Origin of the sequence: Calothrix sp. 336/3 (assembly GCF_000734895.2) — a bacterium.
In the GTDB taxonomy this organism is placed as follows: domain Bacteria; phylum Cyanobacteriota; class Cyanobacteriia; order Cyanobacteriales; family Nostocaceae; genus 336-3.
Genome location: NZ_CP011382.1, coordinates 5,449,526 through 5,462,005, shown reverse-complemented (window position 1 = coordinate 5,462,005; position 12,480 = coordinate 5,449,526). Strand labels below are relative to the sequence as shown.

The window sequence follows — 12,480 nt, the reverse complement described above, 5'->3', positions numbered from 1 at the left end:
AACTTGTACTGAGCCTGTCGAAGTATTCAAAATGAAATCAGTATCTACCAACAAATATCAAGAGATTTTCACTGCTTGTGCATCCATTCTCAATCCTGAAAGCGTGATTACAAGGGACAATATTCCCTGGGAAGCACCACCCCTATCCTTAGCTTTAACTCCCGGAATTATTCCCAGTTGCTTAGTTTATCCTCAAACAGCGTCCCAACTGGCGGAAATTGTCACCCTAGCTCACAAAAATCAATGGAGCATTTTACCCTGTGGTCATCAGAGTAAATTATCCTGGGGCGGCTTGGCGAAAAGTGCGGATATTATTCTCAGTACAGCTAGACTCAACCAACTAGTTGATCACGCTGTCGGTGATTTAACTATTACCGTAGAAGCTGGGATGAAATTCGCCGATTTACAGCAAATTTTAGCCCAGAAGCAGCAATTTCTAGCAATTGACCCAATTTACCCCGAATCTGCCACCATTGGCGGTATCATTGCCACCGCAGATACTGGTTCTTGGCGGCAACGTTATGGTAGTGTTCGCGATCAGCTACTTGGTATTACTTTTATTCGCAGTGATGGAGAAGTCGCAAAAGCTGGTGGTAGGGTAGTCAAAAATGTTGCCGGGTATGACTTAATGAAATTATTTACTGGCTCCTATGGTACTTTAGGAGTATTGACACAGGTAACATTTCGTGTTTACCCCAAGTTGCCTGCATCCTTGACAGTGATGTTAACCGGAACCCCATCAGCAATATCCCAAACCGCAGCAACTCTCAGGAATTCTGCCTTAACACCGACCCAGGCAGATATGATTATGCAAGATGGGGCGATCGCCCTAGTCACCAGATTTCAAAGTATCCCTGAAAGTGTTGAGGAGCAAGGAAACCAGGTATTACAGCTAGGAGAAAAACTTGGTTTGCAAGGAACTATTTATCGGGATGCAGAGGAAGAAAAACTATGGCAAGGATTACGAGAATCAATTCATGGTGTCGGTGATGACTCCCCAATTACCTGCAAAATAGGGATATTACCCAGTGCAGCAATAGAAATACTTACCCAAGTAGATTTAGGAGTGGTTCATATTGCCAGTGGTTTAGGTGTGTTGCGGGTGCGGGGAAATGACGCAGTCAGGGAAATTTCAAAATGGCGATCGCTCTGTGAACAAAATCAAGGTTTTCTCTCGATTTTATCTGCACCAGTCGCAGTCAAACAAAAACTTGATGTCTGGGGTTATGCTGGCAATGGATTACAGCTTATGCAACTAATTAAGCAACAGTTTGACAGCCAAAATATTTTCAGCCCTGGCAGATTTGTGGGAGGAATATAAGTTTTATAAACCATGATTTATATTCTCTCTTTTAACTATTTACTCTGAACAACTTGCCAACAATATACGGAATTTGTGTTAGTTTTAGCTAGTTAAAAATTATTTTTTATACACAGGATTATCATGAAAATCACCATGTCATAATTTTGCTGACGACATATTGCTTATCTTCATCACGCAGAGACACAAATAGGGGAATCGAGATGGATGTTTTAAAAAATGCCAACGAGACAACAGCCAATATTAAAAACCTCAAAGGTTTTGATAGCAACCACCCACCAGAGCCTAAATTAATCGATTCCTGTGTCCATTGTGGGTTTTGTCTTTCCACTTGTCCCAGCTATCGAGTCCTAGGTAAAGAAATGGACTCTCCCCGTGGCAGAATTTATTTAATGGATGCCATTAACCAGGGAGAAATTGCCTTAAATACAGCCACAGTTCAGCACTTTGATTCCTGCTTAGGTTGCCTTGCTTGTGTAACTACTTGTCCCTCTGGTGTGCAATATGACAAGCTAATTTCTGCCACCCGCCACCAAGTAGAACGCAACTATGAACGGACTTTGTCTGATAAATTAATTCGTCTACTAATTTTTAATTTATTTCCCAATCCAGACCTTTTAAGACTCTTCCTTGTCCCCCTATTTATCTACCAAAAATTAGGATTTCCCCGCTTTTTTCAAGCCACAGGTTTATTAAAAAAAATCTCTCCCCGTCTCGCAGCAATGGAGTCAATTCTCCCAGAAATTACACCTCAATCTTTCCAAAATAATTTACCAGACGAAATTTCCGCAAAAGGCAAAAAACGCTATCGTGTCGGGGTAATTCTTGGGTGTGTACAGCGTTTATTTTTCTCCCCAGTCAATGAAGCAACAGTTCGTGTACTCACAGCAAATGGTTGTGAAGTAGTCATTCCTAAGTCCCAAGGTTGTTGTGCTGCACTTCCAGAACACCAAGGACAAACTGAGCAAGCAAAAGCCTTAGCAAGACAGATGATTGATAGTTTTGCTGACACCAATGTGGACTATATTATTATCAATGCTGCGGGTTGTGGACATACTTTAAAAGAATATGGTCATATCCTCGCAGATGATCCCAACTACCGCAAGAAAGCCGAGGATTTTGTTAGTAAAGTCAAAGATGCTCAAGAGTTTTTAGCAATGGTTGGTCTGACAACTCAATTATCACCAATTACGGATAAACCCCTCACCCTAGTTTATCAAGATGCTTGTCATTTATTACATGGGCAAAAAATTAGTGTTCAACCACGACAATTATTAAAACAAATCCCTGGAATTACTCTGAAAGAACCTCTAGATGCGGCTCTATGTTGTGGCAGTGCGGGAGTTTATAATATGTTGCAACCGGAAATTGCCGAAGAATTGGGACAGCAAAAAGTCCAGAATTTATTAAATACAGGTGCAACCTTAATTGCATCAGCCAATCCTGGATGCTCTTTACAAATTCGCAAGCATTTACAATTACAAGGAAAGGATGTTGCAGTTATTCATCCGATGGAATTATTGGATTATGCCATTAGGGGAGAGAAAATTGATTTTCCTCTTTGAAAAATAGATTTTTGCAGTAATTTTTCCCATGAGAAAACTATCGTTCATATCATGTTTTATTGATTAAACTGAGTTCGGGATAAGCTAAAACACTGATTCTATTGCTGGCTATAATTACTATTGTCTCGTAGAAATAATAATGAATAGCCTTAGAGGGTGTTTGAAAAGTTTTTAGAGGTAAAATATTAGGCTAATCGCCTGACCATAATACGGATCATGGCAAGATAGATAAGAGCTTTTTTACTCAATTACCGACTTCTCAAACACCCTCTAAGGTTTTGTTTACGAATCAGCTCTTAACAGATTAATAATGTTATTTAGAAATCCAACATTTTTGGTAATATCCGAATCATAATCACCTGGAAATGATTCATCAATTACGTCCACCGGGTTTTGTCTCTGGAATCAGGTCACTGATCAATTCATATTGCTCACGGGTCAGATTGCTGGGGTATGCTTTGCTCATGGGGAGCATCCCAGTTTTTATTTTGCATAAAAATAATAATATTGTCATTGCGAGGAGGAACGACGAAGCAATCTCATAATCTTCAATATTAACGAGTCAATGGGATTGCCGCGCTCCACTTCGTTACGCTCGCAATGACATGCAAAAGTGGGATGCTCCCTTACTCATGTCCCTCTTTCGGTGCTGTTTGTTATCTATTCACAACTTATACCGAGGGAGTTTTTTTACAACATCCCCTACTTTTCAAACACCCTCTTAACTCGACTTTATCCAAAATTAAGAACTTAGCTTTCCTTATCCGGCAAAAAGCCTGTTTTTTGGCAAATACTTTTCCTACGTCACAGATTTATGCTCAATTCCAAAAACTCAAACTATTGTCTTGTAATGGTTTCAGCTTCGGATTTAGGGTTTCTGAAAAATGGATAAAGTCGAGCTTAACCCGAACTTGATATTACTTGTAGAAACCAGATTTCTTCTAACCTCGTCTGAGTAATCTTAAGCCACTTAATGTCACCAAAACAGTAGAACCTTCATGCCCAATTACCCCTAGAGGCATAGTTAAATTGGCGACAAAGTTAGCAATTAACAGCAGACCAACGGAACCTAGGGCAAAAATGATATTTTGTTTGATAATAGACTGCGATCGCCGTCCTAATTTCACTGCTACGGCAATTTTCTCCAGCTTATCTGCCATCAAAACAATATCTGCTGTATCTAAAGTCACGTCACTACCGTTGATACCCATGGCAACACCCACCGATGCCTGAGCTAGGGCAGGAGCATCATTAATCCCATCTCCCACCATTGCCACAGTGCCATACTCCCCTTGTAACCTACGGATAATACTGAGTTTATCCTCTGGTAATAGCTCTGCATATACTTGAGTCATACCGAGAGATTGGGCGACGGTTTCCGCAGTAGCACGATTATCCCCCGTCAACATGACAATTTCTTCTATACCCAAATTTTTCAATTGCGCGATCGCCATAGCAGCTTCTGGACGAATTTTATCAGCGATCGCGATCAACCCCACAATATTTTGACCACAGGCAACCCAAACCACGGTTTTACCAGATTTCTCTAATTTCTCACTTGTCAGCTTTAATTCATCGGCAATCTGGGAAATTTTATTCTGAATCAAACCTAACTTACCCACAATTACTAATTGCCCATCCACATTACCCATAATCCCTTCCCCTGGTAATGCGTAAATATTCTTTGCTGTGGGAACATTTAATAATCTTTCCCCTTCACGAGCGATCGCTTCACCGATGGGATGTTCCGAGAAAATCTCTACAGATACAGCCAAATTTAATACTTCTATTTCACCGTATCCTGGAGCAGGAATGACTTGATAAACTTCCGGTTTTCCAGTAGTCAGAGTACCAGTTTTATCAAAGGCGATCGCCCTGACTTTTCCCATCCTTTCCAACTGAGAACCATTTTTAAATAAAATCCCCTGCCTTGCCCCATTAGCAATTCCCGATAGCAAAGTGGGCATAATTGCTGCCATCAAAGCACAGGGAGAAGCCACCACTAAGAAAATTAAAGCCCGATAAATCGCCGCTTCCCAATCCCCTCGCCACAGCACAGGTGGTACAACAGCTAATAAAATTCCGGTAATAATAATTACCTTGGCATAGCTGCGCTCCAACTTTTCCATAAATTCCTGGGAAGGTGGTGCTTCCTGCTGTGCTTGCTCTACTAAGCGAATCACCCGTTGAATTAAACTACTTTCCGGTGGTTGGTGTAGTTTCACCCTCAAAGCACCGTAACCATTCAACGTACCTGCATAGATTTCATCCCCGACAGTTTTTTCCACGGGAGTTGATTCCCCCGTAATTGCCGCTTGATTGATGGTACTCAAACCAGACAAAATCAACCCATCACAGGGAATTAATTCCCCTGGTTTTACCACAATTTCCTCCCCAACTTGCAATGAGCTAATTAATACTTCCTCTTCCTTTCCTTGACGTAACACCCGCGCCGTATCTGGGGTTAAACTCATCAAACTGCGGATACTCTTTTCTGTGCGACGCATTGCCACACCTTCTAAAGCACCACTGATGGCAAAAATCAAAATTAACACCGCACCATCAACAATCAGATAATATTCCCGTCGCCACAACCCCAAACCTGCTGCCCCCAAAGCTGCGACAATCATCAGTAAATCCACATCAAATTCTTTTTCCTCCCAGAGAGTTGTCAATCCCTCCCTTGCAGATGCAAACCCACCAATGACATAAGCAACAGGTAGGAGGAGTAAAGCTATTCCTAACCACTGCAAGTGTAAAGCTAACCATCCCAGAAGCAGGAATAAAGCACACACCACAGCAGCAAAAACATCGGAATGGGTTTGTATTAACTGATTTAAAGCTTTAGGGTAGAGCATAGGAGCCTGATATTCACGACTCCTTGAGGATAAACCTTAACATTAATGTCAATGTCAACCCTTTTCCCTAGAGATAAGACGAGTAGTTGAGGAATTGGGGAATACTGTAATTAGGGTTCGGGAGACAGGTTGTTGAGATAAATATCAAAATCTAGATGAATCTCAGTATCATCGCTGCTTTGATTTTGAATTTTCCCCGCAGATAAAGCCCGTCTATCTAAAAGTTTTTCCACTGCTTGCTTGGCATTAGCTCCCCGCTTCAGGGTAAATAACATATTATTTCGATTACAAGTATCACTCGTACTAGGAACTCCGCAAACTACCGGATATCCATTAATTTTTCCGGTAATAATAGTTCTGAGAGTGCCGTTATCGTAGCCACGCTGAAATCTGCGGGAAACATCACTACAGCGTTTTTCCGGTTTCCATTCAGGAGAAAAATAGTCACTATTCCAGCGTATCATTGGTGTTCTTCGACCATCCGTGTTGACTGCGTAGGTAATATAGTCATTCTTACCTTTCTTCTCGCATTTAAACTTGGTACTATTTGCCCAACTTGCTTCGGGGTTTGAGAGGATGACAGCAGACAAGCTGAAAGAGGTAATTCCCACGGTAACGAATCCGTAAACCAACGATTTGAACTGGTTCATAGCTAGCTGTAAGAGAATTTTATTCTTGCAGTAAATATATGTAGATACACAACAGGTTGCCAAAATTTCCGATTCCAGTCTAGTGCCAAGAAAAAATCACGGATGTACTCTGAGCTTCTCACTTCCAGATTTGAGGAAGCAAAATATCCGCACCATCCGATGTTGCATATTAAATTTGTATATCGAACGTTGCCCACACTAATTCATCAAAATTCATCTCCACTTCTTGACTGTGACGAACTACCTAAAAAAATAAAAAGGCTGCTGATGACAGCAACCTAAAAATTACTAAGTGTAAATTTTTCTTAATCAACGGATGCCAAACTCGCAATTGTTAATGGTTTTGTGGTATCTCCGGTTTTTGGACTAATTGATTGCACAATTTGTTTCTTATTACTAGGATCATCTACGTAGTCGGAGCTTGTATCTAAATCATCACTACTGGGTTCGCTAATAGCTAGGCGATCGCACGGAATTCGATCCGACAAAATTGCACTTGCCATCATACCTGTGTGAATCTCTAATTGAGCTTCTCTCGGAGCTTCAAAAGCTAGTCTTTGTCCAGGGAAAACAACCCTTTCAAAGTACCAGTTAGGAATATTCGAGATGCGAGCCACCTGTATTTTGCTCGTGGCATTTACGTAGCAGCAGAGAATCTTTCCCGATTGCTCAGGTGGTAAGGAATCTAATATTTGAGCCATAACTGCTGAGGAGCTTTACGCCACAATTTTATCTTACACCAGCCACGCTAGCACCGGCTGATCCCCATATGCTGTAACTCCGACTACCAACTGCATTTTTCTCAAGCATTTCTATCTAAAGATATGTCTAGTATGTAAAATTTTTGTAAAATAAAGGTTTTTTTATACATTTTTGTATTATGTCACTTCCGAAAATCCTTGGTGAGTAAGGAAGGGTAATTTTTTTCCTCGGTTTCTCAGCCACAGGAAATAACCGTTAAATTAATAATCTGTAATGTTATCTTAAAGCTATAGCCTAATATCCCTGCCGTGAAGCCGATGATCACAGCTATTAAGATTTATTGATGGCTTCTGCTTTTATTCCTTTCATGGGTAAAACTTCACTTTTTATTCATAAGCGCGACGAAATGTCAACTCTTTTCATCATTTAATTATCTATAAACACCATGTACTTCTACAGCAAATAAGTCAAAATCTCCCTAGTCAAGGAAATCGAGAAAATTTTCCCAATTAATTGACTATATGAATTATTGGCTATCTCAATACATCACTTGAGAAAAATGAATTGTCGGCGGTTTTTTTCCTGCTCATACCCTAAAGTTAGACCAGATGGCAAACAAGACAACTATTATGGAAAATCGAATTCTTTACGTTCGCCTTCCTTGTAACCCCATCTTTCCCATTGGGGTTGTCTACCTGTCGGATCATGTGCATAAACAGTTCCCAGAAATTGAGCAGAAAATTTTTGACTTGGGAACAGTACCCCCCCTTGATTATGCACAGGCATTAGATAAATGTATTGATGAATTTAAGCCGACGCTATTAGTTTATTCCTGGCGGGATATTCAAATATATGCTCCCGTGGGTGGACGTGGTGGCAATCCATTACAATATACCTTTGAGTTTTTCTACTCTCGCAACCCCTTGTTGAAAATTAAAGGGGCGATGGGTTTGCTAAAAATCGCATCGGGATACTACGGCGAACTTTGGCGGAATATGAATTTACTCAAGCGTGGTATTAAGCGCGCTCAACGCTACAATCCCCAAGCTCGCGTCATCGTGGGTGGTGGAGCTGTCAGCGTTTTCTACGAGCAGTTAGCTAAAAATTTACCCCAGGGGACAATTGTTTCCGTGGGTGAAGGGGAAACCCTGTTGACAAAATTCCTGAGTGGGCAAGATTTTCGAGATGAGCGTTGTTATGTCGTCGGAGAAGCTCAACCTAGGGAGCGTTTAATCCACGAACAACCCACACCCCTAGAGAAAACTGCTTGTAACTACGACTACATCGAAACTATTTGGTCAGAATTCAATTATTATCTGCAAGATACTGACTTTTACATCGGTGTACAGACAAAACGGGGTTGTCCCCATAACTGTTGTTACTGTGTTTACACGGTTGTCGAAGGTAAGCAAGTACGCATCAATCCGGCTGATGAAGTTGTAGCAGAAATCCGGCAGTTATACGATCGCGGTGTGCGGAATTTCTGGTTTACCGATGCTCAGTTTATCCCCGCACGCAAATTTATGGATGATGCGGTGGAACTACTTCAGAAAATCGTCGATTCTGGGATGACAGATATTAATTGGGCAGCATATATCCGTGCTGATAACCTGACACCAGAATTATGTGACTTGATGGTGCAAACCGGTATGAATTATTTTGAAATCGGTATCACCAGTGGTTCTCAAGAACTAGTGCGGAAAATGCGTATGGGTTATAATCTCCGCACTGTACTGCAAAACTGCCGCGACTTAAAAGCATCCGGTTTTAATGATTTGGTTTCTGTGAATTATTCTTTTAATGTAATTGACGAGCGTCCTGAAACCATTCGCCAAACCATAGCCTATCATCGGGAGTTGGAGCGAATTTTCGGTGCAGATAAGGTAGAACCCGCGATTTTCTTTATTGGTTTACAACCCCATACCCACCTAGAAGAGTTTGCCTTCAAAGAAAATATCCTCAAACCAGGGTATGATCCGATGAACGTGACTCCTTGGACTGTACAAAAAATGCTGTGGAATCCGGAACCTTTGGGTTCTTTCTTCGGTGAGGTTTGTTTACTAGCTTGGCAACGTAACCCGAATGACTTCGGTAGGGAAGTTATGAATATCTTAGAAGAAAGATTGGGTTGTGCGCAGCTGGAAGAAGCACTGACTGCACCGATTGAGGTGAAGACGAAACAGTTAGCGGGTGTGGTTTAGGTGGATAGATGTTCCGGTGGCAAGTCTCTACAAGAACTGTGGGTTCGTCTGGTGTGACAATAGACATAAATCTTGTAATTGCAATTCACTAAAAGCCGGAAATCCTTGTCAATTGGTATAAGACTTTCTGCTAGTCAGAATTTCTGCTAGTGGGATTTTCTGTAAATCAGAATTTCCGCTAGTTAGAGTTTCTACCAGGAAGTCTCTACTATTATGAATACATAAAATTATCTAAAAAATATCGATGAAACTTGAGGAACTATCTGCTTTAGAAGTCAGCTTTAATCAATTGACTACATCCCTCTGTGAGAAAATCACCAGAGATGAAGAGTTTACTTTGAAGTTAAATAGTGAACGTAGTCAATTTACTCGTTTCAACCGTGCCAAAGTGCGACAAACTGGGATTGTGGCAGATGGTTGGGCAGAACTGACTTTGATACATAATCAGCGTAGCAGCTTCCGACAGTTTCCCTTTACTGGTAATTTGCCAGAAGATTGGCAACAAGCGTATCAAGCTTTACAGGAATTACGGGCAGAATTACCCCAGTTACCGATTGATCCTTATTTAGTTTCACCCTCAGGACATAATACTAGTCGAGAGGTGAATCAGGGGAATTTGTTACCAGATGCGGAAGTGGTACCTAGGATTTTAGAATTAGTCTCTGATTTAGATTTCACTGGTATTTATGCTGGGGGTTCGGTGATTCGTGCTTATGCGGATTCCCAGGGGCAAAAACATTGGTTTACTACGGATTCTTTTACCCTCGATTATTCTATTTTTACCAATTCCGGGCAAGCGGTGAAGGGGACTTTTGCTGGTAGTAGCTGGGATGAAAATGCCTACATTGCCAAGATTCAAGATGCAAAAACCCAATTACAGTTACTTTCTCTACCAGTCAAAAATATTCCTAAGGGCAATTACCGCACCTATTTTGCTCCCGCAGCGATCGCCGAATTGTCTATGATGTTGTCTTGGGGTGGGCTAAGTGAAGCAGATATTCAACAGGGTAACAGTGCTTTAGCTGCACTTTCACGACAAGAAAAACAGCTTTCTCCCCATTTTCAGTTACGGGAAAACTTTCAACGGGGTTTAGTACCACGTTTTAATGAGTGGGGGGAAGTCGCACCCCAGGAAATACCCCTGATTGAGCAAGGTATTTTGGTGAATAGTTTAGTCAATTCCCGTACAGCTAAGGAATATGGCAAAACCTCCAATAGTGCTAACGGGTATGAATCCTTACGCGCACCTGAAATTAGTCCGGGTAATTTAGCTGCTGAGGCGATTTTATCTAGCTTAGACACGGGCTTATATGTATCAAATTTGCATTATCTCAATTGGAGCGATCGCCCCACTGGCAGAATTACGGGTATGACTCGCTATGCCTGTTTTTGGGTAGAAAAGGGAGAAATCATCGCCCCCATTGAAAATTTACGCTTCGACGAAAGTCTCTATCGCTTCTGGGGAGAAAATCTCCAAGCCTTGACAAATTTTCAAGAATATGTACCAGAGGTAGGAACCTATGATGCACGTCAACTAGGTGGTGGTATGGTTCCAGGAATGTTAATCGAAGATTTTACCTATACTTTATAGGGCAATACAGTTGAACAGCATCTGGATTTTCCTCACCCTCCTTTTTCAGGAGGGAATTACAACTATTCGCGGTTAATCCGAATTAAATCCGTCATAATACTATCTAAGCTGCCATTGACTTGAATTTTCTCAATTTTATCGGCAATTCTTTCTAGTATTTCCAATTCCTTCAAACGCAAAGCAACGGGGTTATCCTCCATAACTTTGGCTGTATTTAACATACTGCGAGTTGCCGCAGTTTCTTCCCGACGACGTACAACATTTGCTTGAGCAGCTTTTTCTGCTTCCACAACCTTGCTCAAAATAGCTTTGATTTCCCCAGGAAGAATAATGTCTTTTACCCCAACGGAATCAACTTCAATTCCATAGTCAATAGTTTTGCGGTGGATGTATTCAGAGATACTGGCATCAATTGTGCCTTTATCTTCCAACAACGCATCCAAGGTTTTTTCACCCACTGCACCACGTAAAGCAAATTGTAATTCTTTGTATAAGTAGCCAGTAATATCTGACAAACCATTTTTTGCTCTCAAGGGATCGACAATCCGGAAACCCGCCGTTAAATTTAAACGCAAAGGGACTTTATCTTTAGACAGGATATCTTGACCAGATATTTCCATATTTTGCTGACGCAAGTCAAAGACTTCCGTTTGTAAAGAACGTCCAAATATCCACCAAACGTGTTTTCCTGGTTCTAGTTGGGCTTGTAATTCCTGGTTAACGTAGAGTAAACCGAGATGTTGGGGGAAAACTTCACGGATATGCAAGTATTTACTGCTCAAAGTAAACACCTGTGGTGTACCGGAAACTAATTCCGCAACCAGACGCGGGGGTAATTTAGCATCAGTACTGATGTCGATAATTTCTACCTCCACACCTTGCCAAAATAGTTGGCGATCGCCAGGTGTTAAAATTGCCACTACTTTCCCTTGATAGCGAACAATTGCTACCTGGTTATTCTGTAATTCTACGACTTCACAATAGGTCGTCACAAACTCCGGATGTCTTTCAATTAAAACATCGGGTAAGGGAAAAGTCGGATTGGGAATCATACGATTGAGCTTATTTAAACTCACACCCCTATCAAATGTCCAAAATGCATATTCCCCGGGTTCTAAAGGACGCACAAAATTATTTTGCACATACAATAAGCCAATTTCAGACTCAGCAATTTGCATCTTGTGTAACCCAACTAGGTTGATTCCCCGCAACTGCTGTACAAAACGAGGGGGCAATTCTAAATTTTCTTCTAAGTTGAAAATATATGATTCAACCTCGATAAAACCACGCCAATATGCTCTTAATTGATTTGGGGCAATACTTACCCAATTTTGACCAATACGCACTAATGCTGCTTGATTAAATCCTGTTCTGACAATTAACAAATGTTCTTGTAATTTACTCAGATGATTTCGCAGTAATAGCTCTAAGTTTTCAATTTGTGCCTCTGGTTGATTCAGATCATGGGTTTCCAAATGCCAATCAAAACCAAAATATGTATAATCACCGGGCTGTAAAATTTGCTTGAAATTACTCCGTTGATATAAAATACCGATTTCATGGGGTTTGATATAAAAGCTCTTCCACATATG

8 protein-coding genes are annotated in these 12,480 nt (G+C 41.1%); 4 read left to right on the top strand and 4 right to left on the bottom strand.

Going from position 1 to position 12,480, the window contains the following annotated elements:
* Window positions 1-31: 31 nt before the first annotated feature.
* Complete coding sequence (locus tag IJ00_RS22770; RefSeq protein ID WP_035157052.1) at window positions 32-1,321, top strand: FAD-binding oxidoreductase; 1,290 nt, start codon at window positions 32-34, stop codon at window positions 1,319-1,321.
* A gap of 203 nt (window positions 1,322-1,524) precedes the next feature.
* A complete protein-coding gene (locus IJ00_RS22765) occupies window positions 1,525-2,886 on the top strand; it encodes a (Fe-S)-binding protein (RefSeq protein ID WP_035157050.1) in 1,362 nt (453 codons plus the stop codon).
* Window positions 2,887-3,827: 941 nt separating this feature from the next.
* Here the strand turns inward: IJ00_RS22765 and IJ00_RS22760 are convergent.
* The 3 genes from IJ00_RS22760 to IJ00_RS22750 all read right to left on the bottom strand — a co-directional run bounded on the left by IJ00_RS22760 (window position 3,828) and on the right by IJ00_RS22750 (window position 7,095).
* Complete coding sequence (locus IJ00_RS22760) at window positions 3,828-5,744, bottom strand: heavy metal translocating P-type ATPase (protein ID WP_035157048.1); 1,917 nt, start codon at window positions 5,742-5,744, stop codon at window positions 3,828-3,830.
* 110 nt (window positions 5,745-5,854) lie between these two features.
* The gene (locus IJ00_RS22755; protein WP_035157046.1) at window positions 5,855-6,394 is read right to left on the bottom strand and encodes a COP23 domain-containing protein; all 540 of its coding nucleotides are present in this window, start codon (window positions 6,392-6,394) and stop codon (window positions 5,855-5,857) included.
* Between the two features lie 305 nt (window positions 6,395-6,699).
* Window positions 6,700-7,095 (bottom strand): DUF1830 domain-containing protein, encoded by a 396-nt coding sequence (locus IJ00_RS22750; protein ID WP_035157044.1) that lies wholly within the window; start codon window positions 7,093-7,095, stop codon window positions 6,700-6,702.
* Between the two features lie 609 nt (window positions 7,096-7,704).
* Between IJ00_RS22750 and IJ00_RS22745 the strand changes: the two genes are divergently transcribed.
* Window positions 7,705-9,297, top strand: a complete 1,593-nt coding sequence (locus IJ00_RS22745) for a photosystem II high light acclimation radical SAM protein (RefSeq protein WP_035157042.1) — start codon at window positions 7,705-7,707, stop codon at window positions 9,295-9,297.
* Between the two features lie 244 nt (window positions 9,298-9,541).
* Window positions 9,542-10,888, top strand: coding sequence for a TldD/PmbA family protein (locus IJ00_RS22740; RefSeq protein ID WP_035157040.1), 1,347 nt, complete (start codon window positions 9,542-9,544; stop codon window positions 10,886-10,888).
* Between the two features lie 62 nt (window positions 10,889-10,950).
* On the opposite strand, the gene IJ00_RS22735 is transcribed toward IJ00_RS22740, so the two are convergent.
* Entirely contained in the window at window positions 10,951-12,477 is a 1,527-nt protein-coding gene (locus IJ00_RS22735; protein WP_035157039.1) for a slipin family protein, read from the bottom strand.
* Between the last annotated feature and the right edge of the window lie 3 nt (window positions 12,478-12,480).

Coding starts and splice junctions, on each gene's coding strand:
- IJ00_RS22770 (WP_035157052.1), top strand. CDS start 32: ATGAAATCAGTATCTACCAACAAATATCAAGAGATTTTCACTGCTTGT.
- IJ00_RS22765 (WP_035157050.1), top strand. CDS start 1,525: ATGGATGTTTTAAAAAATGCCAACGAGACAACAGCCAATATTAAAAAC.
- IJ00_RS22760 (WP_035157048.1), bottom strand. CDS start 5,744: ATGCTCTACCCTAAAGCTTTAAATCAGTTAATACAAACCCATTCCGAT.
- IJ00_RS22755 (WP_035157046.1), bottom strand. CDS start 6,394: ATGAACCAGTTCAAATCGTTGGTTTACGGATTCGTTACCGTGGGAATT.
- IJ00_RS22750 (WP_035157044.1), bottom strand. CDS start 7,095: ATGGCTCAAATATTAGATTCCTTACCACCTGAGCAATCGGGAAAGATT.
- IJ00_RS22745 (WP_035157042.1), top strand. CDS start 7,705: ATGGCAAACAAGACAACTATTATGGAAAATCGAATTCTTTACGTTCGC.
- IJ00_RS22740 (WP_035157040.1), top strand. CDS start 9,542: ATGAAACTTGAGGAACTATCTGCTTTAGAAGTCAGCTTTAATCAATTG.
- IJ00_RS22735 (WP_035157039.1), bottom strand. CDS start 12,477: ATGTGGAAGAGCTTTTATATCAAACCCCATGAAATCGGTATTTTATAT.